This window comes from Dyadobacter diqingensis (assembly GCF_024220585.1).
GTDB lineage: Bacteria > Bacteroidota > Bacteroidia > Cytophagales > Spirosomataceae > Dyadobacter > Dyadobacter diqingensis.
Genome location: NZ_JAMXKF010000003.1, coordinates 595853 through 621086, shown reverse-complemented (window position 1 = coordinate 621086; position 25234 = coordinate 595853). Strand labels below are relative to the sequence as shown.

The 25234-nt window shown below is 44.1% G+C and carries 25 protein-coding genes and 1 riboswitch; of the genes, 22 read left to right on the top strand and 3 right to left on the bottom strand.

The window, feature by feature from the left end; translation table 11 throughout:
* Window positions 1-168: 168 nt before the first annotated feature.
* A complete protein-coding gene (locus M1L62_RS11850) occupies window positions 169-1767 on the bottom strand; it encodes an ATP-dependent DNA ligase (RefSeq protein ID WP_254413247.1) in 1599 nt (532 codons plus the stop codon).
* 30 nt (window positions 1768-1797) lie between these two features.
* Window positions 1798-2895, bottom strand: a complete 1098-nt coding sequence (locus M1L62_RS11845; protein WP_254413246.1) for a ligase-associated DNA damage response exonuclease — start codon at window positions 2893-2895, stop codon at window positions 1798-1800.
* Window positions 2896-3032: 137 nt separating this feature from the next.
* Here M1L62_RS11845 and M1L62_RS11840 point away from each other — a divergent pair, with 137 nt between their 5' ends.
* Window positions 3033-3428 carry a DUF5618 family protein gene (locus tag M1L62_RS11840; protein ID WP_254413245.1) on the top strand — a complete coding sequence of 132 codons (396 nt, stop codon included), beginning with the start codon at window positions 3033-3035 and terminating at the stop codon, window positions 3426-3428.
* On the opposite strand, the gene M1L62_RS11835 is transcribed toward M1L62_RS11840, so the two are convergent.
* Complete coding sequence (locus tag M1L62_RS11835; protein ID WP_254413244.1) at window positions 3425-4285, bottom strand: AraC family transcriptional regulator; 861 nt, start codon at window positions 4283-4285, stop codon at window positions 3425-3427. The genes M1L62_RS11840 and M1L62_RS11835 overlap by 4 nt on opposite strands.
* A gap of 92 nt (window positions 4286-4377) precedes the next feature.
* Between M1L62_RS11835 and M1L62_RS11830 the strand changes: the two genes are divergently transcribed.
* From M1L62_RS11830 to M1L62_RS11730, 21 genes are all read left to right on the top strand, one after another.
* Window positions 4378-4773 carry a DoxX family membrane protein gene (locus M1L62_RS11830; protein WP_254413243.1) on the top strand — a complete coding sequence of 132 codons (396 nt, stop codon included), beginning with the start codon at window positions 4378-4380 and terminating at the stop codon, window positions 4771-4773.
* 200 nt (window positions 4774-4973) lie between these two features.
* The gene (locus M1L62_RS11825; protein WP_254413242.1) at window positions 4974-5903 is read left to right on the top strand and encodes a polysaccharide deacetylase family protein; all 930 of its coding nucleotides are present in this window, start codon (window positions 4974-4976) and stop codon (window positions 5901-5903) included.
* Window positions 5904-5980: 77 nt separating this feature from the next.
* Window positions 5981-7918 (top strand): magnesium chelatase subunit D family protein, encoded by a 1938-nt coding sequence (locus M1L62_RS11820; protein WP_254413241.1) that lies wholly within the window; start codon window positions 5981-5983, stop codon window positions 7916-7918.
* Window positions 7919-8028: 110 nt separating this feature from the next.
* Complete coding sequence (locus M1L62_RS11815) at window positions 8029-9507, top strand: cobyric acid synthase (protein WP_254413240.1); 1479 nt, start codon at window positions 8029-8031, stop codon at window positions 9505-9507.
* 8 nt (window positions 9508-9515) lie between these two features.
* On the top strand, window positions 9516-10535 hold the full coding sequence (locus tag M1L62_RS11810; protein WP_254413239.1) for a pyridoxal phosphate-dependent aminotransferase: 1020 nt from the start codon (window positions 9516-9518) through the stop codon (window positions 10533-10535).
* Window positions 10517-11449, top strand: coding sequence for an adenosylcobinamide-phosphate synthase CbiB (gene cbiB / locus M1L62_RS11805; protein WP_254413238.1), 933 nt, complete (start codon window positions 10517-10519; stop codon window positions 11447-11449). Before M1L62_RS11810 ends, cbiB begins: the two co-directional genes overlap by 19 nt.
* 594 nt (window positions 11450-12043) lie before the next feature.
* The gene (locus M1L62_RS11800; protein ID WP_254413237.1) at window positions 12044-12574 is read left to right on the top strand and encodes an AAA family ATPase; all 531 of its coding nucleotides are present in this window, start codon (window positions 12044-12046) and stop codon (window positions 12572-12574) included.
* Window positions 12575-12641: 67 nt separating this feature from the next.
* A riboswitch (cobalamin riboswitch) is annotated at window positions 12642-12929 on the top strand.
* A gap of 31 nt (window positions 12930-12960) precedes the next feature.
* Window positions 12961-14202, top strand: a complete 1242-nt coding sequence (locus M1L62_RS11795; protein ID WP_254413236.1) for an ABC transporter substrate-binding protein — start codon at window positions 12961-12963, stop codon at window positions 14200-14202.
* Window positions 14203-14275: 73 nt separating this feature from the next.
* Window positions 14276-15340, top strand: a complete 1065-nt coding sequence (locus M1L62_RS11790; RefSeq protein WP_254413235.1) for an iron chelate uptake ABC transporter family permease subunit — start codon at window positions 14276-14278, stop codon at window positions 15338-15340.
* Window positions 15337-16368: an ABC transporter ATP-binding protein gene (locus M1L62_RS11785; RefSeq protein WP_254413234.1), complete on the top strand. Its 1032-nt coding sequence runs from the start codon at window positions 15337-15339 to the stop codon at window positions 16366-16368. The genes M1L62_RS11790 and M1L62_RS11785 overlap by 4 nt, the downstream gene beginning before the upstream one ends.
* Window positions 16369-16379: 11 nt before the next feature.
* Window positions 16380-16964 (top strand): cob(I)yrinic acid a,c-diamide adenosyltransferase, encoded by a 585-nt coding sequence (locus tag M1L62_RS11780; protein WP_254413233.1) that lies wholly within the window; start codon window positions 16380-16382, stop codon window positions 16962-16964.
* Complete coding sequence (locus tag M1L62_RS11775; protein ID WP_254413232.1) at window positions 16961-17476, top strand: bifunctional adenosylcobinamide kinase/adenosylcobinamide-phosphate guanylyltransferase; 516 nt, start codon at window positions 16961-16963, stop codon at window positions 17474-17476. The genes M1L62_RS11780 and M1L62_RS11775 overlap by 4 nt, the downstream gene beginning before the upstream one ends.
* A gap of 103 nt (window positions 17477-17579) precedes the next feature.
* Entirely contained in the window at window positions 17580-18587 is a 1008-nt protein-coding gene (gene cobT, locus M1L62_RS11770) for a nicotinate-nucleotide--dimethylbenzimidazole phosphoribosyltransferase (protein WP_254413231.1), read from the top strand.
* Between the two features lie 132 nt (window positions 18588-18719).
* Window positions 18720-19127, top strand: coding sequence for a hypothetical protein (locus M1L62_RS11765; RefSeq protein WP_254413230.1), 408 nt, complete (start codon window positions 18720-18722; stop codon window positions 19125-19127).
* 49 nt (window positions 19128-19176) lie between these two features.
* Window positions 19177-19575: a nuclear transport factor 2 family protein gene (locus M1L62_RS11760; RefSeq protein ID WP_254413229.1), complete on the top strand. Its 399-nt coding sequence runs from the start codon at window positions 19177-19179 to the stop codon at window positions 19573-19575.
* 136 nt (window positions 19576-19711) lie between these two features.
* Complete coding sequence (locus M1L62_RS11755) at window positions 19712-20302, top strand: GNAT family N-acetyltransferase (protein ID WP_254413228.1); 591 nt, start codon at window positions 19712-19714, stop codon at window positions 20300-20302.
* Window positions 20303-20387: 85 nt separating this feature from the next.
* On the top strand, window positions 20388-21281 hold the full coding sequence (locus tag M1L62_RS11750) for a carbon-nitrogen hydrolase family protein (RefSeq protein WP_254413227.1): 894 nt from the start codon (window positions 20388-20390) through the stop codon (window positions 21279-21281).
* Window positions 21282-21313: 32 nt separating this feature from the next.
* Window positions 21314-22105 carry an adenosylcobinamide-GDP ribazoletransferase gene (locus M1L62_RS11745; RefSeq protein ID WP_254413226.1) on the top strand — a complete coding sequence of 264 codons (792 nt, stop codon included), beginning with the start codon at window positions 21314-21316 and terminating at the stop codon, window positions 22103-22105.
* Window positions 22090-22632 carry an alpha-ribazole phosphatase gene (cobC, locus tag M1L62_RS11740; protein ID WP_254413225.1) on the top strand — a complete coding sequence of 181 codons (543 nt, stop codon included), beginning with the start codon at window positions 22090-22092 and terminating at the stop codon, window positions 22630-22632. The genes M1L62_RS11745 and cobC overlap by 16 nt, the downstream gene beginning before the upstream one ends.
* 85 nt (window positions 22633-22717) lie before the next feature.
* On the top strand, window positions 22718-23086 hold the full coding sequence (locus tag M1L62_RS11735) for a hypothetical protein (protein ID WP_254413224.1): 369 nt from the start codon (window positions 22718-22720) through the stop codon (window positions 23084-23086).
* A gap of 509 nt (window positions 23087-23595) precedes the next feature.
* The gene (locus M1L62_RS11730) at window positions 23596-25020 is read left to right on the top strand and encodes a T9SS type A sorting domain-containing protein (RefSeq protein WP_254413223.1); all 1425 of its coding nucleotides are present in this window, start codon (window positions 23596-23598) and stop codon (window positions 25018-25020) included.
* Window positions 25021-25234 lie beyond the last annotated feature (214 nt).

Here is a 25234-nt window from a genome sequence, read left to right as displayed (position 1 = left end):
TTGCGCTAAAAAGTAATATCAATTTACAAATTTCATTCCAGACCAGTTAGAAATAATATATCGATATCTGTAATCAGATTATCCTTATTGAGAATCATCAGAATCCTTTTGATAACTATGCAAATTTTACATTAGATGTTAGATTAACATAGTTCAACGCCTGCCAAACTATTTATACTTCTCCAAAATCCCCTTCAAACTCTCCAATGTATCCGCTTCATGAGCCTTCTTGTCCTTTCTCCACCGCAATATCCTTGGAAAACGGACTGCAATGCCAGACTTATGCCGGGTAGATTCATTAATTCCTTCAAATCCGATTTCAAAAACCAGTTCAGGTTTTACCGTTCTTACCGGACCGAATTTTTCGAGCACATTGCGTTTGATGAAATAGTCAACCTGCCCGATCTCAACATCCGTCAATCCGGAATAAGCTTTTGCAAACGGGATCAGTTTTCCATCTTCTCCCCACACGGCAAAAGTATAATCTGTAAAAAGCTCGGCCCGACGCCCCGAACCTTTTTGGGCATAAATCAAAACCGCATCCACACTCAGCGGGTCTATTTTCCATTTCCACCAATCACCCTTTTTCCTGCCAACCTGGTAGGTACTGCTCTTCCGTTTGATCATAAAACCCTCGGCAATATTCTCACGGGAGGTCGGGTGCAGGTGATGCAGTGTACTCCATTCTTTAAATTCAACCAGCGGCGAAAGGTTAAACACAGCTTGCACAGGCATATTTTCATGAATTTCTTCAAGCTGAGTCCTCCTTTGCAGCTGCGTAAGATTCCGGATGTCCACACCATTGGCTTCCATAATATCGTAAGCAATAAATGCGACCGGTGCCTCTTCCAATACTTTTTTGGAAAGATTTTTCCGCCCGATCCTGGTCTGTAAAACATTGAAAGGCATCGGCTTGTTATCCTGATAACTTACGATTTCGCCATCCAAAACAGTCCCGTTCGGAAGGACACTGCTTAAAAAGTGGAGCTCCGGAAACTTATCAGTCGATAGTTCCTCACCTCTGGTCCAGATAAACAGCTCATTATTTCTGTAAATAATCTGTGAACGGATACCGTCCCACTTCCATTCCACAAACCAGTCTTCCGGATTGCCCAGACCTGCAACGTCGCCCTCAATCGGATAAGCGAGGAAAAACGGATAAGGTCTCGAAGCATTGTCATTTTCGCCCTCATCCAGGATCAGCTTTTCAAAAGTAGTGCCCAACGGGTCCCACTGCCCCATAACCCTGTGCGCAATAACGTTTGCATCGGTGGAAGTGGCCTCAGCGAGAGCCCGCACCACCAGCGTCTGCGAAACACCAATCCGGAAGCTCCCCATCAATAACTTATTGAAAACAAAGGTTTCATGCTGAGATAATTGAGCCCATGCCTGAAGAATATGGGCATGTTTTTCTTCATCTGTCATTCCCGGCAGCAAGCTCAGGTAATAAAACCAATCTGTAAGGGACTTATCCGAATCATCCGATCCATTCCCGGGCAGAATAAGTGAAATGGTCTCGCCCAAATCGCCTACACTGTGATAACTTTCCTGAAACAACCACATCGGGATGTCGGCCTCTGCCGCAGCCCACTCCTTCACCTGTGTTCTGTTTACTTTAAACGACGGCCTACGGCCAGTGAACAAGGTTAGCGCCCACATTTTATCCTCGTCGGGAGCCGTCAAAAAGTAATTTCGCATCAACTCCACCTTTGCATTGGTTTTGTTGGTGCGATCCAGATTCATGAAAAGTTCAGCAAATTGTTTCATCGGGATCTGTAACTTTTTAGCAAGTAAAAACTAGGTTAATTTGAGATCAGGATCATCCGGAATGGGTGATAAATCCGTTCTATTTTCAATACCTTCGGCCTCCGGGCCTACGCCTTCCGCTCTGTCCTCCGTTTCTTCCTCATTTCCATACATGGTAGAAACCTCTCCCGCTTCGATGCCTTTTTCGTTCAGCCAACGTGAAAAAATGCTTGTATAACCATGCGTCACATATACCTTCTCCGCCCCTGATTCAATCACAGCCGTGTTCAGGTCGGGCCAGTCCACATGGTCGCTCAATACAAAACCCTGATCGACCGCGCGACGGTTTTTCGCCCCCCGCAACGCCATCCACCCCGAGCAATAACCAAGCGAATAAGGATTAAATTTTCGGATCCAAGTGCTGCTGTCGACGGATGGAGGCGCAAGCACCAATGCACCGCGAAACAGTTTTTTATCCGTATCCTTGGTTACAAGCGTGAGCTCCGGCAAGTCAAAACCTGCCTGCCTTAATCTTTCATTGAGCATGTAAATTGCGCCGTGTGCATAAATCACCGGATCTTTCAGCTCAATTCCTTTCAAAATCCGCTGCATTTTCCCCAGTGAATATCCCATCAGAATACTCGCCTTTTCCTGCTCTTTGTTCTGCGCCCACCAGTTATTAATTTCTGAAAATATCTTTTGTTGCGGCTGCCACTTATAAATCGGCAGACCAAAGGTTGATTCCGTTATAAACACATTACATTTTACTGGTTCAAAAGGCGTGGAAAAATGATCATTTTCCAGTTTATAATCGCCGCTGGCCACCCAAACCTCTCCCTTATACTCAACCCGCACCTGAGCCGATCCAATGATATGTCCGGCCGGATGCAGGGAAAATGTCACACCATTGATGACAAACTTCTCGCCATATTCCACGGTTTGTAATGAAATATCGGGACCCAGCCTCAAACGTAAAATGGCCTCACTATCCTTGTGCGCCAGATAATGACGGCTTCCCCATCGCGCATGGTCACTGTGCGCATGCGTGATGATCGCGCGGTCCACAGGTATCCATGGATCGATATGTGCGTCTGCCTGGGCGCAGTAGATACTTTTTCCGGTGAATTGTAAGAGCGATTGTTTAGCCATAATTCATTTTTAATAAAAGTATGCCAATATTAAGCCACCCCAACGGACACCATAAGGCAGGAAATTATGTTATTTTTGGGATGACTTTTTTCAAAACCGGAGTCAAATCAATAAATATCTTATAATCTTCTATTGATATGGCTAGCGAAAATCAGGGCACTAAACTTTCACCTTCCGAAGAAGCTGCGAGATACCTGCAAAATGCGAAAGAAATACTTCGCGAAAAAGCAGGTAAAAAAGATGGTTTATATGCTGATGTAAAATATGTCAAGATGGCTGCCGGAACCGCATACTCAGCAGCACTTTTAATTCTTGATGAATACCTGAAACAAAAAGAGGGCATCAAGTTTGCCAAACCGAAAAGTATTGAAGACTATACCAACCGTATTCGCAAGCACGACAAAAGACTTCTCCGTCTGCTTGTCAATGTGTATGATGAGCTGCATTTAGCGGGATATTATCACGGAACGAAATCCGTTGATACAATTCAGACCGGCCTGAATAACGTTACACAAATGCTGACTTATATTTAAGCAGATAATAAGCCCGCTTCTTTTCTGTTGGACTGCTTCCGAAAATCGGAGGGACTCATACCTTTTTGTTTTTTGAAAGTCTTGGTCAGATGGCTTTCGTCTGAAAAACCAAGCTCAAATGCAATTTCATTTATCCGTAGATTACTGTATTGCAGCCGCGTTTCTACCAACTTGATTTTGTAATTGATAATATATTGCTGCAAACTTTCACCGGTCAGTTTCCTAAAATATTCACTGATATACGTGGGTGAAATATTGAACTGAGAAGCAATTTTTTCCGCTTTCAATTGCTCGGGAGCATAAATATGCTGATGAATATAAGTCAGCATTTCAAAGGAAGCATTTTCGGTATTCCTGCTGATATCCTTTTGTGTTGCAGTCAGGGCGATGTTCCGGGCCACTATCGTGATCAGCGTATTGACAATCTGCATAACCAGTTCGCGATTATACATCTGCAAATTAATATGTTCACGGATCAGCGCTTCAACCATTGATTTTACAAATGGCTTATCCGTTCTGTTTGCCAGAATGCAGCCCGGTAAATGTGTATTATTCTGGAAAATAAATTCCAGCTTTTCTATCCAGTCCCGGTTCTGTTTTTTTAAATAAACATCATTAAACCGGATAAAGAAAAACTTGGTCGTTGTTTTCACCTCGAAAGAATGACAGTCCTGCGGCATTAACAAAAATAGCTTTTCAGCAGCATAGGGCATTTTATTTTTATTAATACATTGCACACCCGTCCCTTCGATAATGTAAACGAGCTCGAAAAAATTATGCTTATGAGCCACCACCGGACACTCGTTCAACTCTACATATTCAATCTCAAACGGTTCGAACAAATTCTCAATTTTCATCCCTTTCATTTTACAAGACAACCCAATGATTATACAAGTAAACACAAGGTATAGTTTCTGAATTTTGCATCAAATAAAAACGATACAAGATCATGATAAATAATCCGACAGCATTCCTGCTTCTTCGATTGGCCATAGCGGCCAGCATGTTCACTCACGGACTGGTCAGACTTCCAAAACTTGATAAATTCAGCGCATGGATGATCGGTAACTTCGAAAAATCTATGATACCGAAGTTTATGGTTTTACCTTTTAGTTACGCGTTACCTATCGCCGAATTTTTAATAGGCCTGTTACTGATTCTTGGAATATTCACAAAACCTGCTTTAATAGCGGGCAGTGTCGTCATGATAATGCTTTTATCCGGAACGGGCATGATTGAAAACTGGGAAGCTATTCCGTCACAATTAATCCACATAGCCTTCTTCGCCATTCTGCTTTCCAATATCGAATACAATTCATATTCCATCGATAACTTCTTAAAATGAGTTAAACGCACAGTAAGGGAGTTATTACGCAGAGGTCGCGGAGGTTTTTTGTGTTTACATATATAATTCGGCTAGCTGTATTTTGATAATGTTAAGGGAAGTACAAATTGGAAAGTAAATTAAAGTACAAGTTATACACTAGACTCTCTGCGTAACTCCGCGTAATAACTCCCTAACTCTGCGTTTAACCACAAATCACCATGACAACAAGAAAAGATTTTTTGAAGCAATCCGGTTTGCTGGGACTTGCCAGCATTTTAAGTCCTGATATACAAAAACAGCCATCCACCCCTCCAACCTCCAAATGGGCAGATGGCTCCCGTCTGGTCATTTCCGTTTCTATGCAATTTGAAGCAGGGGGCCAGCCCGATAATGCAGAAAGTCCTTTTCCACAAAACATGCAAAAAGGATTTAAAGACTTGCCGGGCGAAACCTGGTATCAATACGGCTATAAGGAAGGTATACCGCGCATGCTGGACTTATGGGATAAATACAATATCAAAGTCACCTCGCACATGGTCGGCTCTGCGGTTTTGAAAAATCCGAAACTCGCTAAGGAAATTGTTGGGCGTGGCCACGAAGCGGCTGCACACGGCATGAACTGGGCAACCCAATATACCATGTCGTATGAGGAAGAAAAGAAATTTATCAAAGACGGAGTTGATGCAGTGAAGCAGGTTACCGGTTTTACACCCGTCGGCTATAACGCCAACTGGCTCAGACGTGGCGAAAATACGTTGAAGATTTTGCAGGAACTTGGGTTCACTTATCACATCGATGATCTCAGTCGCGATGAACCGTTTATCATTCAGGTCAATAACAAAGATTTTGCCGTCGTTCCTTATACCCTGCGCTGTAACGACATTGTTTTAATTGAAGGAAAAAACTTCTCGGCAGATCAGTTTTTGAATCAGCTAAAACTTGAATTCACCCAGCTTTATGACGAATCGGCTGTCAGGCGCAGACAAATGTCCATCAGTTTTCACGACCGGATCGGGGGTAGTCCGCAGATTGTACAAGCTGCCAAAGAGTTTTTCGAATTCGCTTCCCGGCAAAAGGGAGTCGTCTTCAAACGCAAGGATGAAATCGCGAAAATGACGCTGCTGGACCAAACCAGCATCAGGGAATAACAAAGTTTCCTTAATTTTACCTTTCCTTCACGCAATCATCGGTTTGAAGTGAAGGTAATTTTAATTTGGTCTTCTCTATGAAATACCCGTTTGCAGCCCTTGTAGGACAGGAAAAATTAAAGCGCGCGCTTATGTTGTGCGCCATCAATCCTTCCATCGGAGGTTTATTGATCAGAGGAGAAAAAGGCACGGCAAAAAGTACCGCCGCCAGAGGATTGGCTGAAATCATGCCGCTTATTCCCAAAAATGAAGTTTTAAAAACTATTCAGGAAAATGATTCGGCGGATATCTGCGGAGAATGTCCTGTTGATATCGATGAAATTCCCGTGCCATTTGTGAATCTTCCACTGGGCGCGACCGAAGACCGCGTTTTAGGCAGTCTGGATCTGGAAGGGATTTTATCAGAAAAAAAGAAAAGATTACAACCCGGATTACTGGCTGCGGCACACCGTGGTATTTTGTACATCGATGAAGTAAATCTGCTGCCAGACCATCTGGTGGACGTTTTACTGGACGTCGCGGCGATGGGCGTAAATACTGTTCAGCGTGACGGACTTTCAGAAAGTCATCCTGCAAAATTTACCTTAATCGGCACCATGAACCCGGAAGAGGGCAACCTTCGTCCGCAATTTCTGGATCGGTTCGGACTGATGGTTGATGTGGAGGCACCCCGCGATGTAGTTGAAAGAACCGAGGTCGTTCGGAGACGAATTACCTTTGAAGCTAACCCGGAAGCATTTTCATTGCAGTGGCTTAACAACCAGAAAAATTTACAAAATCAGATTAAAACTGCTCAGCAATTATTGTCGGAGGTCGTTTTACCGGACGGCTTACTAACCCTGATCAGTCAGCTTTGTACAGAGTTAAACGTAACAAGTTTGCGGGCAGATATCGTGATGTACAAAACAGCAATAACCCTGGCAGCGCTGGACAAACGTACTGTGGTAACTGCCGAGGACGTGCGACAGGCCGCGGAACTTGCATTGGTACACCGTCAAAGGAAAAAACCGTTTGAGCGAAATAACAAAGGGGATAACCGGCTTGACGAACTCATGCAACAAGAGCAGCCGGAAGCGCCCAACAAGCCTCAACCCCAAAATCAGCCGGAGTCAAAACCAGAGGAAGACCCACAGATTGAGAGTCTGTTGCCTCAGGATGGTGAGGACGAAAATCAGGAAAAGCCCGCACCGAAACAAGAACAGGTTTTTGGTATACCAACCGGAATTGAGACACCTAATTTCAAACTTGATATTGCTCCTGTCACGCACCAAATGCCGGAAGGCCGGCGCAGTCAGGCGATCAACACCAATCGCGGCCCGGAACTCAGGGCTGTACCCGATCAGTCACCGAGCGATATTGCTGTAATAGCGACTGTACAATCGGCCATCATCCGGAATCAGGACGATTTCCAGATTACCAGAAATGATCTGCATCAGAAAATTCGTAAAGGAAAAACCGGCAATTTGATTCTCTTTGTCGTGGACGCCTCCGGATCCATGGCCGCCAGCAGCCGGATGGAAGCTGTGAAAGGAAGTGTTTTAAGCCTTTTGACCGATGCCTACCAACGCCGCGACATGGTGGGTGTCATTGCATTCCGTGGTGTGGAAGCGCAGCTGCTTTTAGAACCGACTTACAGCGTTGAACAAGCTGAACAGGCCATGCAACATTTGCCTACCGGCGGCCGGACGCCTTTACCGCATGCCTTGCAGCTGGCGTCTCAGGTAATCAGCCAGCTAAACCCGGATAGGGATCTGAAACCGCTTTTAGTCGTTTTAAGTGACGGAAAGGCAAATGTTCCGCTTCCCGGAGGTGGTGATGCCTGGCAGCAAACGCTTCATTTATCGGGGCAATTGTTTCAGGCAAACATTCCTGCTTTGGTACTGGATACCGAAAATGAATACCTTCGTTTCGGAAGAGCGGCCGAAATGGCGAAAGTCATGGGCGCCGAATGTTTATCACTTGAAGAATTGTCTTCTGAAAATATTACCGTTACCGTGTCCGGGAGAATTGCTTAAACTTTCAAATGTCACGCAAAGCAAAAAAGACAAAAAAGCAAAGCGCGCTAAGATTCTTTGTGTTCTTGGCGAAATCCTTATTTGCTTTGCGTGAAACAATAAATTAACATATGTCAAAACCCCGCATCCTCACAAAACCAATTATGTTCGTTGGCACCGCCTCTGATGTCGGGAAAAGTGTTATTTGCGCAGGATTTTGCAGGATTTTCAAACAGGATGGTTATCATCCGGCTCCGTTTAAAGCACAGAATATGTCTTTGAACAGTTATGTCACGCCGGAAGGTCTGGAGTTGGGAAGAGCACAGGCTGTTCAGGCAGAAGCTGCCGGCATTCCCTGCCATACGGATATGAACCCTGTTTTATTAAAACCGACAAACGACCAGTCGTCGCAGGTTATTCTTAACGGAAAACCTGTTGGTAATCAATCAGCGTTTGAATATTTTAAAACAAATGACAGAAAAGAACTATTTCAGGCGGTAACGCAGGCTTACGACAGATTATCGGCAAGATATGCACCGGTCGTCATGGAAGGTGCGGGCAGTATTTCCGAGCTGAATCTAAAAAAAAGAGACATTACAAATTTGCGTATGGCACTTCACGCCGGCGCGGCCACCTATCTGATTGGCGACATCGACCGGGGTGGTATTTTCGGTAGTGTATATGGAACCATCGCCTTGTTAACACCGGAAGAGCGCCAGTGTATCAAGGGGATTATTGTCAATAAATTCCGGGGCGATGCCAGACTTTTCGAAGATGGAAAAAAAATGCTCGAAGAATTAACCGGTGTTCCGGTCGTTGGCGTACTGCCTTTTTTTAAAAATATTCATATCGAAGAAGAGGATTCTGTTTCGCTTCAAAATAAATTTAACACAACCACGGAAGGTAAGATTAATGTGGCCGTGATCTTGTTGAAACGGCTTTCCAATTTCACCGATTTTGACAGACTTGAAAAAGATCCGCGGGTTCACCTGTTCTACACACAACAGCCCGAAGAAGTTGCCAAAGCGGATATTATTATCATTCCGGGTAGTAAAAATACGTTGGACGATTTGTTAACCATCAAAAATAACGGTGTCGCGACGGCAATTATTACCGCCAGTAAAAACGGTAAACGGGTGATCGGTATTTGCGGCGGGTATCAGATGATGGGCGAAATGATTGCAGATCCTGACCAGGTGGAAGGATCTTTGGAATCCATGCCGGGACTTGGTTTGCTACCGGTAAAAACAGTTTTAAAACCGGTAAAAACAACTTTACAGCAGGAATTCACCTACCGAAACCAGCCTAAAATGTGTACCGGTTATGAAATTCACATGGGCGAAACAACTTCTGACACAAACGCGCCGGTGGCTATTTTGGCAAACGGAAAACCCGATGGTTATTATCTGAGCGAAAACTGTTGGGGGACTTACCTGCATGGGATTCTGGATAATGAGCTTGTGATTGATGATTTGCTTGCCGGATTTTTGACAGAAACCCAAAGTCAGGCTTTTGACTATGCACAATTTAAAGAATTACAATATGACCGTCTGGCAGATCACATCCGTGCCCATGTGGATATGGAAATGATTTACAGCAGTCTGGAATAAAAGAAACTATGCTACAAGGCCACGGCGACGATGCTTACCGTTATCCAAATCAAATAATCGCAGATTTCAGTACCAATGTATGGTACGGCGGCGAGCCGTTGGGTTTGAAAGATTATATCTTTGACCAGTGGGCAACAATTAACCGTTACCCCGAAGTAATGGCTGAAAGTCTGACTGAAATGGTCGCGGCTCATCATCAGCTAAGTTCCGGACAGGTTTTAATCAACAACGGTACAACCGAGACCATCTATTTGATTGCCCAGACCTTTGCGGGTAAAAAAACGACAATCGTAACACCGGCTTTTGCTGAGTACGAAGACGCCTGCACATTGTACCAGCATCAATTGACTTTTCTGCCATGGACGGCTATTGCAGAGCAGCCGGCTCTGTCGACAGATCTGATTTTTATCTGTAACCCTAATAATCCAACGGGCGAAGTTTTTCCCGATCTTGAAAACTGGGTTAAAAACAATCCGCAAACGCTGTTTGTTGTGGACGAAGCCTTTATCGATTTTACGTATCAAATGGGTTCTTCGATTTCACTGATAAACCGCTACCCCAATCTCATGATCATGCACTCGCTCACCAAGGCATATGCCATTCCGGGTTTACGGCTGGGTTATCTTGTTGCGTCTGAGTCTTTGATTGCCGAGTTCAGAACAAAAAAACAACCCTGGACAGTTAACACCATTGCTTTGCAGGCAGGGAAATTTATTTTCGAAAATTATGAACAGATTCAGATACCGTTGCAGCAATTATTAACGGACAAAAAGATATTTACTGAAACGCTCAGCCAAAATACCGCACTAAAAATTCACCAAAGCGCAACGCACTTTTTCCTTGTCGAAACCCTGAAACAGGATGCTGCGAAACTTAAACAGTTTCTAATTGAAAAACATGGCCTACTGATTCGCGACGCGAGCAATTTCAGAGACTTAACTCCAAGGCATTTTCGCATCGCTACGCTTTCTCCTGAAAAAAATCATTTACTCATCGACGCGCTCACGGAATGGAAAAATCTTTGCTGATCATCATTCCTTTGGTTATGGGATATATCCTGGACCTGATCATTGGTGACCCGGATAACTGGCCTCACCCGGTCAGAGTTTTTGGAAATGCCATTGCCGCAGGTGATAAATGGCTGAATAAAAGTACGCATCGATTTTTAAAAGGGTTGCTCCTTGCTGTAACATTATGCCTGGCAACTTATCTGTTTTTTCACTTCCTTAACGATGCACTCCTCTCCATTAATTCGTGGTTATTTATCGCGGTCAACAGCATTTGGGTATGGTATGGACTGGCGAACAATGCACTGATCACGGAAGGCCGTAATGTATTTCGGGTACTGGAAAAAGATGGGCTGGAAGCTGGAAGAAAGCAATTGTCCCGAATTGTAGGAAGAGATACCGCTCAGTTAACTGCGCAGCAAATCAGGATTGCCGTGTTGGAAACCATGTCGGAAAACCTGAGCGACGGTGTCATTGCGCCACTGTTTTTCTACGCCTTGGGAGGAATTCCTGCGATGATGACGTACAAGATGATCAACACGATGGATTCGATGATTGGTTACAGGAGCGAAAAATATGAACAATTCGGAAAGTTTGCTGCCAGACTGGACGATGTTGCCAATTTCATTCCCGCCCGTATTACGGCCGTTATTATGGTTCTCGTAACTGGCAGTTATCATGGTTTTCAATTCATTTTAAAATATGGCAACCTGCATAAAAGTCCTAATGCGGGTTACCCGGAATCAGCACTCGCTGGCATTATGGATTGCCGTTTTGGTGGTCCTAATATCTATCACGGTGTGTTGGTCGAAAAACCATTTATCGGAAAAAATGACAGAATTATTGACGCAAAGGAAATTGAGAAAGTAGTCTGGATTAACCACAAAACCTGTTTTTTGATGATCCTGGTGATTATTGTTTGTTATTGTCTTTGACAATTAATTTTTTCGATTATTGGGTTTATCTCTTGTGGGACAAAGCAAATCTTAACAACAATGAACCGCTACCAAAAGAACACCAGGCGTTCCTATGGAACGCTTTCCCGGTAAATATCATCTTTGCTACCTACCAAATGTGCCGATGGCACATGTAAAAGCTCCCGTCTTAGACGGAAAACTTTTGATAAAATCATCATCATGGCCGTAAATCAAATGCGCTTATTCATGAAAAATCCACCGCTGCCTGACAAAAAATAACACCTATCTTAAACAATTCAATCACACCACAATCCCTATGCCGTAGGCAGATTTCGTGGGTAGAAATGATTGGATAACCGACAATTTCCTCGTTCCGAGAGGAACATTTCGTAAAAATATACCGTCACGATCGTCATACAATAACACCAATCTTAAAAAATTCAATTATACCACAATCCTATGCCGTAGGCAGATTTCGTAGGTAGAAATGATCGGATAACCGACAATTTTCTCGTTCCGATAGGAACGTTTCGTGAAAACACTCACCATTTCGATCCCGACAAATCATCGGTATTGCCAAAAACACAATTCATTTGGTAATTTTGCCCTTCTATGAACGCAATTATTATCTCCGGCGGGCCGGGATCTGGAAAAACTACCTTGCTTGAAGCTTTAAAAGAAAAAGGATTTAATTGTTCCGATGAAATTTCACGTCAGCTGATTCGGGAACAGGTGGCGCTGGATACCGATAGTCTTCCCTGGAAAAACCTCGCTTCTTTTGCCGATCTCGCGCTCGAACGCATGATCTTTGAATTTAAAAAGGCCGCCCTATCCAGCCAATATACCTTCTTCGACCGGGGAATTCCCGATATCGTTGCCTACCTGAAAGTGGGGAAGCTCGAAATAAGTGACCGACAACAAAGAGCGCTCGAAACCTATCCTTACCATCCTTACGTTTTCATGGCTCCGCCCTGGGAAAATATTTACGTCAATGATGCCGAACGTTGGCAAACTTTCGAGGAGGCTTCAAAACTTTATCATGCGCTTGCTGAAACCTATCTTTCGGCAGGTTATCAACTCATAGAACTCCCGCTTTTTCCCGTAGAAAACAGAGTAGAATTTATTCTGGAAAAGTTAAAATAAGCGATTCCACTTCAAACCCAACACTAGATTTATTTCGGCAAATCGTCAACGCCGACACAAATCTTAGTAGTTTTGCAGTCATCAGGTAGTAACCGGGGTTAAAATTAGCCGTTTACTTTAAAAGGGAATACCGGTGTAAGTCCGGAACAGTCTCCGCTGCTGTAAGTTCATCCAAACATTCATGACAATTGCCACTGGGCAGAACAATGTTTGAATTGTTGAATGACAAAATGCGTGAATGACGGCCGCAAAGCCAGCTATTCAATCATTCCTTCATTCTATCATTCAAAATTGCCCCCGGGAAGGCGTCAGATATGGAACGAGTCAGAAGACCTGCCTTATTCACTTAATACTCACGGCTTTCGGAAGAAAGGCTAGTAGCACAAATGACAAAAAAACAGAAAACCTCCATCCAGGAAGTTCGCAATGCCTTTGCGTGTCCTTCCCGTTTATCCATTGCTGCCCGTTTTGCGGCCTTATTTCTTATCCCCGTATTGTTTTTAACAGGATGCGGAAGTTCCTCCAATCTCACTGAAAGTGCGGAAACAGCCTCATCCGGCAAGGATTATTTCTCTGAAAAAATCCAGATTCGTCACGCCAAAGGTTTTACGATTGAATACCATGAAAATTACAAGGTTATCAACATTTTAAGTCCTTTTGAAAAAAGCACCGACACCGCCAAGTATGTTTTGCTTCAACGCGGCACCAAAAAGCCGAAAGGTTATCCAAACAGCCAGTTTATTGAAATCCCCATCCGAAGTCTGGTTGCGATGTCCTCCATGCACATTGGCCTGGTTGGCGTTTTGGGAGAAGAAAAAATTGTGACTGGTTTAGGTAACCTGAAATATGTCTCAAATCCCGAGATTATCAGGCAAATTGATGCCGGTAAAATAGTGGAAGTGGGAAAAGATCAGGGATTAAATGAAGAGAAGCTGATCACAATGCATCCTGATCTGGTCATGACTACCGGCAGTCCTGTTTCTAAAATGGAACGTTACACAACATTGAATGCCGCCGGAATCCCTGTACTTATCAATTCCGAATGGGTAGAAACGACACCGTTGGGTCGTGCCGAATGGGTTAAGCTTTTGGCTGCGCTCCTGAACCGTGAAGATTTTGTCTACAAGAAATTTGCAAAGATGGAGGATGAATACAAAAGGCTTGCTGCGCTGTCCCAAAAAGTTAAAACGAAACCAAGCATAATCACCGGCATGAATTCCAAAGATTCCTGGTTTGTGCCAAATGGGAATAGTTACATGGCCCAGTTTTTTCGTGACGCGGGTGCGGCTTATCATTGGAATAATACCAAGGCTACGGGAAGTCTGCCACTGAACTTTGAGGCAGTTTATCCGGTGGCGCTTACGGCAGATTTTTGGCTGAATGTCGGGATCAGCAACTATGATAACAAAAAGGAGATACTGGCGAAAGATCCGCGTTACACTGATTTCAAAGCCTATAAATCGGGGCAGATTTACAGTTATAATAAACGTGTAAACAGTCGTGGCTCCAATGATTACTGGGAATCCGGTGCTGTAAACCCTCAGATTGTGTTATCCGATCTGATCAAGATACTACATCCGGAATTGCTGCCCGAACATGAACTGGTATATTACAAGCAGGTGAAATAGTAATTGTCGGCCGCCGCCCCGGCTTTGACGTTTAAAGTTTTAATCGTAACTACCTTTTGTAATTTATTTGTCCATGCCTCTTTTCACCCCATCTTCTTCAAATTCCCGTCAGCTGATTGTTATCGGCCTGGTGATTCTGGCTGTACTTTTTTTTCTGCTGGATATCATGCTGGGATCCGTTCGGATTCCTTTTGATGAGGTGGCAAGAATCGTGTTTTTGGGAGAATCCGATACGACCGCATGGCTGTTCATTGTTGAAAAGATCCGTCTGCCGAAAGCAATTACAGCAGTTATTGTTGGCTGCGGTTTATCCGTTAGCGGCCTCCAAATGCAGACTTTATTCCGAAACCCCCTGGCTGGACCATCAGAATTGGGGATAACCGCAGGGGCCGCACTGGGCGTTGCGGCGGTTATGCTAACAGGCGGAAGCAGCGCAAGTATCTACGCAATCCGACAGCTGGGTATTTCGGGAAGCTGGCTGATCGTAGTGATGGCATCCCTCGGTGCAGCACTTGTTTTGTCCATGGTTTTGCTGATTGCCGGCCGCATCAAAGACAATGTTATTTTGCTGATTGTGGGCGTTATGGTGGGAACAATCACGGTTTCCGTAATCAGCATCTGGCAATATTTCAGCCAGCCTGAGCAGTTGCAGGAATACATCCTCTGGACTTTCGGTTCGCTTGGCGGTATTGTTCAATACCATTTGTACGTACTTTCCGGCGTAGTCGCTGTTGGCCTGCTCATTGCTTTTTCGTCTTCCAAAGCGTTAAATGCCATGTTGCTGGGCGAAAATTATGCGCGCAGCATGGGCCTGACTGTCGGTAAAACCCGCCTTATTATCATGGCAAGTACAAGTTTGCTGACAGGCAGCATCACGGCATTTTGCGGACCGATTGGTTTTGTAGGCATTGCCATTCCACATATCACCCGTTCATTATTGGGCACTTCTGATCACCGTATTTTAATTCCCTGCACTTGTCTGGTAGGAACTGTGCTTATGTTAATTTGCGATATTATTGCGCAAATGCCGGGCTCACAAACGGTTTTACCCATTAATGTGGTCACCTCTTTACTGGGCGCGCCAGTCGTGATTTGGGTAATCGTTAGTCGTAATAATTTACGTTCTTCCTTCTCATGAACGCACAACCGTTACTCACAGCCCGCGATCTGACCATTGGTTATAAGACAGGAAAGACCGAAAGTAAATCCATCTCGACATCTCTGAATCTTGATTTATGGCCAGGACAGCTGGTTTGTTTGTTAGGTCCGAATGGTGCAGGAAAATCTACTTTGATGCGCACGCTTTCCGGACTGCAACCAGCCTTATCCGGTGCAGTTATTCTGGATGGCAAATCGCTTTCTGACCTTAAACCGGTTGATCTTGCCCAAAAATTGAGTCTGGTATTAACCGAGAGAATCGAAGCAGGAAATTTAACCGTCAACGAACTGGTAGCACTCGGCCGCACGCCTTACACAGGCTGGCTTGGAACGCTGGCGGATTTGGACAAAGCCAAAATCAGTTGGGCGATGGAAGCAACCGACACGGTTCGATACGCCGGTCGTCGCATGAATGAGCTGAGTGATGGAGAAAGGCAAAAGGTAATGTTAGCCCGCGCACTGGCCCAGGACACCAAACTGATTTTGCTTGACGAACCGACGGCGCATCTGGATTTACCAAACCGTGTGGAAATGATGCGGCTTCTCCATAATCTATCGAGGCAAACCAATAAAGCGATTTTACTTTCCACTCACGAACTCGATCTGGCTTTGCAGGCAGCCGATAAGCTGTGGCTTATGAAACCCGATGGAAAAATGATCACGGGTGCACCCGAAGATCTTGTTCTAAACGGAAGCTTCGAGGCTGCTTTCATCAAAAACGGCTTCCATTTTGACAGAAATACAGGCACGTTCACCATTCACAAAGAAGCCTCCTCAACAGCCATCCATCTGACGGGAGACGCCAATCTTGTTTTCTGGACCAAACGAGCCTTACAGCGTGAAGATTTTGTCGTAGCCGATAACCGTGCACTACCTTATACCATTGAAGTGTCGGAGCAGACAGGAATTCCGGTCTGGACATTTGACAGTAATGCTACAACAACGCAATATTCCAATATCAGCGACCTCCTTACGGCGCTGCAAACCATCAAAATCAATAAAATTTAACATTTCTTACAGTGAAAATATATACCAAAAAGGGCGATAAGGGGACAACAGGGTTATTTGGCGGAAGCCGCGTTTCCAAAGATGATGTACGGATCGAATGCATCGGCACACTCGACGAAGCCAATTCCACCATTGGATTACTTCGCGTTAAATTGGGCAACGACCATGCATGGCAGCCAAACCTGCATAAGATCCAAAAAGACCTTATGGACATGATGTCACATTTGGCACGTCCTTCGGATGCTAAAAAAGAAAACAAAAATCCGATGCCCGAAGACGGAGCGGAGTTTTGTGAAATCTGGATTGACACGCTTGAATCGGAAATGACTTCACCATCAGATTATTTTCTGTTACCTGGCGGAAATGAGGTTTCGGCTTTGTGCCATCTGGCCCGTACGCAAATGCGCAGAGGAGAGCGCCGGCTTGTTTCCCTGATCAAAACGGACACGGTTCATGAAGCGATTCCGGCATATATCAACCGCTTATCCGACCTGTTTTTTACATTGGCAAGAGCTGAAATGGACAAAGCCGGCGTAGCGGAAGAAAAATGGCAGCTATTCCTTTACAAACGTTTCAAAACACCGGAAGAAAAATGATCATTTACATCACCGGAGGCGCACGTAGCGGAAAAAGTCGCTTTGCACAGGAAAAAGCGCAACAACTGACCAACACCCCGGTTTATGTTGCCACTGCCCACATCTGGGACGACAACTTCGCGGAGCGTGTGCAGCTGCACAAAAACGAGCGTGGCCCCGAGTGGACAACCTACGAATCCGAAACCAATATCCATAAACTCCCGATCGAGAATAAAGTTGTCGTGATAGACTGCGTAACACTTTGGCTTACCAATCTGTTCGTCGCCTTTGAGAATAATATTGACGATTCTTTGACCGCTTTCAAAGAGGAAATTGACGCGTTAACAGAGCTTTCAGGCACATTCATCATCATTTCCAACGAAATCGGAATGGGTGTGCACGCCGATACCGAAATTGGCAGAAAGTTTACAGATTTACAAGGCTGGGCAAATCAATATGTGGCGAGTAAAGCCGAAGAAGCCATCTTGATGGTATCCGGGCTTGCACTAAATTTAAAAAATAGGTTACACTGAGAACCCGCGGAGGAAAAAAGAGCTTCACAGAGTTTTTTATAAATATTTAATCTCTGTTCCCCCGCGCGGCGTCCGCTCTGTGTAACCTTAGCAAATAGACAATATGACATTACGAGAACAGATACAGAATAAAATCAATACCAAAACAAAGCCGCTTGGAGCGCTTGGGAAACTTGAAGAAGTGGCTTTGCAAATAGCCCTCATCCAGGAAACATTGACACCGGTTTTAGAAAAACCACACATTGTCGTTTTTGCGGCGAGTCACGGAATTGCCGGCGAAGGCGTCAGTGCCTACCCATCCGAAGTTACCTTTCAGATGGTATTGAATTTCCTCAACGGCGGCGCAGCGATTAACGTTTTCACGAGACAAAACGGCATTGAGCTCGCTTTGGTAGATGCAGGTGTGGATCACGATTTTGAACCAAATAAAAAACTGATCGACGCCAAGATCAGCCACGGTACCAAAAGTTTCCTGCATCAACCGGCAATGACGGAGGAAGAGTGCCATGCTGCGATTGAAAAAGGAAAACAGATTGTGCGAGAAATCCGTAATACCGGTTCCAATATTATCGGTTTTGGTGAAATGGGCATTGGAAATACCTCTTCGGCAGCGGTCATCATGAGCAAACTCCTGCAAATTCCCCTCGCCGATTGCGTAGGAAAAGGAACGGGCGTTAACCCTGATCAGTATCGAAAGAAGATCGATATTCTTCACCAGGCGATTGCCAATCATTCAGCAGTAAATACGGATCCGTTACAGGTTTTACAAACTTTTGGCGGTTTTGAAATTGCCATGATGTGTGGCGCATTTTTGGCCGCCGCCGAAGAAAAAATGGCTTTGATGGTCGATGGATTTATTGCATCGGCTGCATTTTTGTGTGCCTTCAGGATAAACCCCTCGATAAAAAATTTCGCAGTTTTTTGCCATCAGTCGGAAGAAAAAGGACATGCACTTCTGTTGGAACATTTGCAGGTAAAAGCTTTGTTAAACCTGGACATGCGCCTCGGAGAAGGAACAGGCTGCGCTGTGGCCTATCCATTGCTGCAAAGTGCTGTTGCATTTTTAAACGAAATGGCAAGTTTCGAAAGCGCAGGCGTGTCGGATAAATGAGTTTGATTTTAAATTGTATAGATTACACAGAGGTACACGGAGGTACAAAGAGATTACACAGAGACAATTAAAAAAGTCTGTGTATCTCTTTGTACCGCTGGGATCCACTGTCTAATTCACAAACGAGGTACCATGAACGAAAAACAGGTTAAGTATATCATCGCAGCTGCTATTGCTGTGCTGATTGGTTATATTATCTATGATTCGAGCTCACAGCCCACCGTGAACGATCTGAAGGGTAATTTCAAAGAGGTTGCGCTATACCGAAACCCCAATAATACAGGCCCGATTGTACGGATTTATGCCGTCACGGTACAGGGAGACCCCTGGGAGGAAATGCAGAAATACGGCGATCTGATGCCTTACACGAAATATGGGACCACGAAAGTTTTCTTCTTTCAGGAAGGAAAACCAGCCCCGGTTTCACTGGTTCCGGGAGACGATAATTTCGATGCGCAATTCCAGAAAAACTGCCTCGCCAAATATGAAAAAGATGGCAACGGACAAGTTTCTTTGGTTAAAAATCCTTTTAATCAATAACCCAAAACTTATCTTTGTGAAAACGTTTTGATCCACTGATTTTACTAAAATGACTGCATTAGACACCGTAAAGCAATATTACAATTCCTTTAATGAGAAAAACTGGGAAGGGATGCTTGCCTTGCTTCACCCGGAAGTTCGTCATGAACCTAACCAGGGCGAAGTAAGAGTCGGCATTGAAAAATTTACAGAATTCATGCGGATGATGGATGATTCTTATGAAGAAACTTTAACCGACATGGTGTTTTTCACGGAACCAACCGATACACGTGTGTCTGCCGAGTTTGTCGTGAACGGGATATATAAAAAGGGCGACGAAGGTTTCCCGGAAGCACACGGGCAAAAATACGTATTACCTGCCGCAGCATTTTTAGAAGTGACCGGTGGAAAAATAAGCAGGGTAACTACGTATTATAATCTTGAACTTTGGATCAAATTGGTTTCATGAAAGGGCGGTCGGCTTTCAGCTTTCGGCTGCCAGATATCCGATGATAGCAACAATTTGCCGAAATCTGCCACTACCCGTTGACCATTTAACCAACCTGATTCAAAATCAAAAGCCGACCGCCGATAGCCCAAAAACTATGTCTCTTTCATTTCTTACCAAACAAGGCCGCGGAATTGAATCCGTTTTCGAGGATCTGGCTAAATTGCGGATTGCAGTTTTCCGGGACTATCCCTATTTGTATGAGGGTTCTCTGGCATATGAAATGGAATATCTGAAGACATACGCATATTCTGACCGCTCTTTTTTATTTGCCATTTATGATGGTGAAAAAATGGTGGGTGCAACTACCTGTATTCCGTTGCGAGACGAAACAGCAGATATTCGTGGGCCATTTGAAAAAGCGGGTTTTAATATTGACAGCATTTTTTATTTCGGAGAAAGCATCCTGTTAAGCAGCTATCGCGGACTGGGACTAGGCCATCGTTTTTTTGATGCACGAGAGGAATATGCAAGCAGTTTTGGCACCTTCAAAACGGCTTGTTTTTGCTCGGTGGAAAGAGTTAATCATCCCGAACAACCAGCAGATTACAGGCCCAATGATGTATTCTGGATCAAGAGGGGTTATAAAAAAGTACCGGATTTGAAAGCAACCATGGAATGGCCCGATCTCGGCGAAACCATTTCAACACCCAAAACCATGATTTTTTGGATGAAAGAAATTGAATAGGCATTTCCAAGGTGTAACGCACGTAATCCTTAAAAGCACCGCATCCATCTCCCTGATTTAATCATTTCCACACAATTTTTTAAATATGATCATTGCCTCCGCCAGTTATCCGATTACCGAACATGCTGATTTTGACACATGGCGTGCACACGTTGAACAATGGGTAACTGACGCAGTACGGCAAAAATCCGGGCTTTTACTTTTCCCAGAATATGGGGCAATGGAGCTCGTGAGTATTTTTTCTGATAAGATCAGAAGCGACATTCGCCGTCAGGTGGTTGAACTGGATTCCTTGAAAGATCAGTTTTGTACGGTCTTTTCTGACCTTGCAAAAAAGTATAAAGTCATTATTGTAGCGCCGAGTATTCCGGTCATCGAAGATGGGAAAAATGTGAACCGTGTGTATGTTTTCTCGCCAAAAGGCCTGGCGGGTTTTCAGGATAAATTTTTCATGACCCGTTTTGAAAATGAAGAATGGGGAATCCAAAGCGGTGTAAAAAATCTTACACTTTTCGAAGCTTCCTGGGGCACTTTTGGTATTCAGATTTGCTATGACGTCGAATTTGCACTGGGTTCCCATCTCTTAAGTTCAAATGGTGCCTCGCTGATATTAGCGCCAAGCTGTACAGAAACCATCCGAGGTGCAACGCGTGTACACATCGGAGCAAGGGCCCGTGCCATGGAAAATCAGGCCTATACCGTTGTTTCCCAGACAGTAGGCAACGCGCTGTGGTCACCGGCAGTGGATATAAACTACGGTTTTGCAGCCTACTATTCAACACCCGACAAAGACATGCCGGAAGAGGGCATTATTGCAACCGTGCCGCCACAAAAAGAAGGCTGGCTTATTCAGGAACTCGATTTTGCAAAAATAAAAACGGTCCGTGATTCCGGCCAGGTTTTTAACTTTCACGACCATCAGCATTTGAATATCGGCTTTAAAAACGAAGAAATTAATATCATCCGCCAGTCGGTATAATCTGATCGTAACCAGGCAACAAACCAAAATCTATGAAGCAGGAATTACGATTATTTTTCACCGCATTGCAATTCTACACCCGGCTCCCCGCTCCTGCCTGGGTCGGTTATAACCCCGACGATATGAACAAAGCCACACGTTACCTGCCCTTGATCGGGTGGATTGTTGGCTCAATTTCCTCCATTTTTCTGATGCTTGGGATATATTGCATCAATATTTCGACCGGTGTTATTCTTTCCATGATTTCTACCATTCTCCTTACCGGCGCCTTCCATGAAGATGGCTTTGCCGATGCCTGCGACGGCTTTGGCGGTGGCTGGACAAAAGAAAAAATCCTGGAAATTATGAAGGACAGCCGCGTTGGCACATATGCCGTTGTAGGTCTCATACTGCTCTTGGGATTGAAGTTTTCACTGCTTAATGCATTGACCGAAATCAAACAAAACCAATTCCCGGTACTTATACTGCTTTTAATAAATGCACATACACTGAGCAGGTTTATGGCCGTGACCATGATTTTCTCACATTCATACGTTCGTTTTACCCACGACAGCAAGGCCAAACCGGTAGCCGAGGTTGGTAGCAAAAACACGTTATGGATCGCTGCCATTTTTGCGCTTGTTCCGTTAACCGGCCTGATACTTCTACTCAATCAACCCTGGCTGATCGTTTCTCTGCCCATACTTTATCTGATCAAAATGATGCTGGCGCGCTATTTCACAAAGTGGATTGGCGGTTATACGGGCGATTGCCTCGGCACGACGCAGCAGGTCTGTGAAATCGGATTTTACCTGTTTACTGCTGTTTTATGCAAATTTATTTAATCCGCCATACCACTCCTTCTCTATCTCCCGGTCTGATTTACGGACGTTTTGAGGTGCCGTTAACGGATACTTTTTCTCAGGAACTTGAAGCCATAAAAAACCGGCTCCCCGAAAATTTCGATTCTGTTTATTCCAGTCCCTCCACACGTTGTACCTTATTAGCGCAACAAATTACCCTTGATTTCATCACAGACAAACGGCTTACCGAGCTCGATTTCGGAGATTGGGAAGGTGAAACCTGGGATACCGTCAATGAAGCCGACTTGCAATTATGGATGGACGATTTTGTCAATGTCGTCGTCCCGGGTGGAGAAAGTATGATACAAATGAACACCCGTGTGCTTTCATTTTGGGACGATTTATTGTCGTCATCAGCTCAAAAAATAGCGATTGTGACGCATGGAGGCGTTATTCGATTAATTCTTGCTCACTTACGAAATGTGGCACTTGCTGACGCTTTTGAAATCAAAATCGGCTATGGAGAAGTGATTAAGTTATCCATAGCCGCCAACTCTGATATTAACTAATTGCGATCTTTTCGGGATTCTGCCACCTCAGGTACGCCTTTTTAAGGTTAAAGTGTAAAACAGACATTTGCCTTAAACACTTCATATGGATACGACTGAAATTTTGGGAGATCAGGAAGAAACACTGGGAACGGCTGAGGATTTGAGAGAAGAGATTTCTGTTGAGGTTATTCAACAGGAAGTTGTGGGCAGCCAGGTTAAAATTGAATTTGAAACCTCACAAGGCTTATGCACGGGGTATTATTTCGTCAATGAACTTGGTCACGAAGAACTCTCGATGGAACCTGATTCCGTCATTACTCTTACCGCTTTATATCCCGATTATTATGGAACCTACATTAACGCGCTAAACCGGGACTGGGTAGACATCGACCTTTCTGAAAAATACAATGGCTGCCCTGAGTATAAAATTTATAACCGGGAGATCCTGCTGTCATCATTCCGGATAGGGTAATTCCTGTCATATTTTATTCAAAAATGTGCGGTTGTTCAGAAGACAACGGAGAGAAACTTATGAAGTTTCATCAGTAAATTCTTGTCTGTATAATACCCAATACTACGGGTGCACAAGTTAATTAGCTTCCAGGTCTCAACGCACTTCGCCTCTCCCAAAAAATATAACTTTAACAAGAAAACAAAACGAACAACCCACACCATTAATTCACCAACCCAAGTGAATGTAATTCCATCTTTGTGTCAAATTAATTATCTATCAATAGATCAAATAAAAACAAAATATTCACTGATAATCAGACAGATAAAACTAATTCAACAACAAAATTCGATATATTTCTAATAGCATTTAGTATTAGTTATATTTATATTCTACAAATAAAATGTATAATTATTTCAATTTAACCACTGCGTAATTTTTTGAAACTTTTTCATTAAAAATTTAAACTATTTCTATATATACATAGTATCTTGAGTTGACAATCTGACCCAGTTCTAAACTTATGTACTATGAAAACATCCTACCTCTTGAGCATGGTTTGCATTACATGCCTGGCTCAATTCAATCAGCTAAGTGCGCAGTGTTCATTTGTAAATCCCGGAGTTGAACTAAACAGTGTTACAACCAACGGAGCGAATTGCATAGTCAACGTGAATCTGTCTTTTACGATAGATAAAAACAATGGGAACAAGTACACCTACGTCCACCTCTGGACACCCAGCCAATATCCGAACATTGATTATAAGAAGGCACCAACAGCCACTGAACTCGGGGCTGTGCTTGCGACACTGGCTATCAATACAGACGGTGTTGCGTCATTGTTATCAACATACAGTCCCGATGCTAATGTTCACCCTCTTTTCACCGGAGTAACCATAATAGAACAGAATATCAGCGGAGACCTTTACAAAATCACAATTGGTAACATTCAATTTCCGATACCAGGGGCCTGCTCCTCAATTCCTGTTCTCAAAGGAGATGTCTGGTCTACCCAATCAGCCAGCGACAAACCTCCCGTACACTGTTATTCGCAAAATTTCAACCTTACAATCAACGATCCTGTTGTAAGCGGACTTATTAACTGCAATCCACCAGCAGGCCCCAGAACCTATGATCTTGACATTACAACCACCAATCCCTCGGCCTTTAATATCACCTACAAACTTTATCTTGATGACGGTGTATTAATATTGGGACAAACCGTTTTTGGCCCTGGTGACAATCTGATTTACACCAGTCCCATTACCAGCCTGTCTTCGTCACTTCCTGTTGACCTCAGTGCTGTTCCTTACACATATGCCGCCGGAGAAGACGTCCGATCAATATGGGCTGAAATTTCAAGCCCAAGCCTGCCAAATGCCATTATCGCTGAGCTAAAAAATAACTGTACTCCGCTCCCCGTAAAACTCACAAAATTCAAAGGAGATTTACTGGACGACGTCATTACACTTTCGTGGTCTACCACAGAAGAATCAGGAAGCAGCCATTTCGATATTCAGCGCAGCGGTGATCTGGCAGAATTTATGACCATTGGAACGGTGACGGCAAAAGGGAATTCAGGAGTAAAGTTAAATTACAACTTCCTGGACGCCTCGCCTGTAAAGGGAAACAACTATTACCGGTTAAAACAAGTCGATAGAGACGGCAGCTTTGAAAACTCCCGGATTATCTCTGTTTCCAACAATGCGAACAGCGTTTCTTTTGAAATTCTGGGGAATCCTGTCGCCAACCGTGAGTTAAAATTCCTGCTAAAAGGAGACAATCAGCAAAACATCCGTTTGTTTGATATCAGTGGCCGAACCATTCCGTTCAGTCTGATTAATACTGGAAATATCTACACGGTGAAACCGGCAAATAATCTTTCATCCGGCCTGTATATTTTGTCGTTGCAAAATCAGGGCAGTGTAAGATCAAAGAAAGTTCTGGTACCCTAAACATTGAGCCACCACCGGTTTCATCACGAATTTCCGGGTAATAGTAAAAGGAAAAAGCACTTAACGATTTCTCGTTAAGTGCTTCTCATTCAGGGCTCCCGAAGTTGGGCTCGAACCAACGACCCTCTGATTAACAGTCGTGCGATCTCTACTAATCGATTGTTATTGATACTTGTCTTTTCTAATACAACTATCTCTACACCAATTATTTAAT

Excerpts from the sequence above, each read along its gene's own strand:
- M1L62_RS11830 (WP_254413243.1), top strand. The coding sequence starts at position 4,378 with ATGATAAATAATCCGACAGCATTCCTGCTTCTTCGATTGGCCATAGCG.
- M1L62_RS11730 (WP_254413223.1), top strand. The coding sequence starts at position 23,596 with ATGAAAACATCCTACCTCTTGAGCATGGTTTGCATTACATGCCTGGCT.
- M1L62_RS11815 (WP_254413240.1), top strand. The coding sequence starts at position 8,029 with ATGTCAAAACCCCGCATCCTCACAAAACCAATTATGTTCGTTGGCACC.
- cobT (WP_254413231.1), top strand. The coding sequence starts at position 17,580 with ATGACATTACGAGAACAGATACAGAATAAAATCAATACCAAAACAAAG.
- cbiB (WP_254413238.1), top strand. The coding sequence starts at position 10,517 with ATGGAAAAATCTTTGCTGATCATCATTCCTTTGGTTATGGGATATATC.
- M1L62_RS11755 (WP_254413228.1), top strand. The coding sequence starts at position 19,712 with ATGTCTCTTTCATTTCTTACCAAACAAGGCCGCGGAATTGAATCCGTT.
- M1L62_RS11820 (WP_254413241.1), top strand. The coding sequence starts at position 5,981 with ATGAAATACCCGTTTGCAGCCCTTGTAGGACAGGAAAAATTAAAGCGC.
- M1L62_RS11745 (WP_254413226.1), top strand. The coding sequence starts at position 21,314 with ATGAAGCAGGAATTACGATTATTTTTCACCGCATTGCAATTCTACACC.
- M1L62_RS11810 (WP_254413239.1), top strand. The coding sequence starts at position 9,516 with ATGCTACAAGGCCACGGCGACGATGCTTACCGTTATCCAAATCAAATA.
- M1L62_RS11735 (WP_254413224.1), top strand. The coding sequence starts at position 22,718 with ATGGATACGACTGAAATTTTGGGAGATCAGGAAGAAACACTGGGAACG.
- M1L62_RS11845 (WP_254413246.1), bottom strand. The coding sequence starts at position 2,895 with ATGGCTAAACAATCGCTCTTACAATTCACCGGAAAAAGTATCTACTGC.
- M1L62_RS11790 (WP_254413235.1), top strand. The coding sequence starts at position 14,276 with ATGCCTCTTTTCACCCCATCTTCTTCAAATTCCCGTCAGCTGATTGTT.
- cobC (WP_254413225.1), top strand. The coding sequence starts at position 22,090 with ATGCAAATTTATTTAATCCGCCATACCACTCCTTCTCTATCTCCCGGT.
- M1L62_RS11760 (WP_254413229.1), top strand. The coding sequence starts at position 19,177 with ATGACTGCATTAGACACCGTAAAGCAATATTACAATTCCTTTAATGAG.
- M1L62_RS11825 (WP_254413242.1), top strand. The coding sequence starts at position 4,974 with ATGACAACAAGAAAAGATTTTTTGAAGCAATCCGGTTTGCTGGGACTT.
- M1L62_RS11850 (WP_254413247.1), bottom strand. The coding sequence starts at position 1,767 with ATGAAACAATTTGCTGAACTTTTCATGAATCTGGATCGCACCAACAAA.
- M1L62_RS11765 (WP_254413230.1), top strand. The coding sequence starts at position 18,720 with ATGAACGAAAAACAGGTTAAGTATATCATCGCAGCTGCTATTGCTGTG.
- M1L62_RS11785 (WP_254413234.1), top strand. The coding sequence starts at position 15,337 with ATGAACGCACAACCGTTACTCACAGCCCGCGATCTGACCATTGGTTAT.
- M1L62_RS11795 (WP_254413236.1), top strand. The coding sequence starts at position 12,961 with ATGACAAAAAAACAGAAAACCTCCATCCAGGAAGTTCGCAATGCCTTT.
- M1L62_RS11840 (WP_254413245.1), top strand. The coding sequence starts at position 3,033 with ATGGCTAGCGAAAATCAGGGCACTAAACTTTCACCTTCCGAAGAAGCT.
- M1L62_RS11800 (WP_254413237.1), top strand. The coding sequence starts at position 12,044 with ATGAACGCAATTATTATCTCCGGCGGGCCGGGATCTGGAAAAACTACC.
- M1L62_RS11750 (WP_254413227.1), top strand. The coding sequence starts at position 20,388 with ATGATCATTGCCTCCGCCAGTTATCCGATTACCGAACATGCTGATTTT.
- M1L62_RS11775 (WP_254413232.1), top strand. The coding sequence starts at position 16,961 with ATGATCATTTACATCACCGGAGGCGCACGTAGCGGAAAAAGTCGCTTT.
- M1L62_RS11835 (WP_254413244.1), bottom strand. The coding sequence starts at position 4,285 with ATGAAAATTGAGAATTTGTTCGAACCGTTTGAGATTGAATATGTAGAG.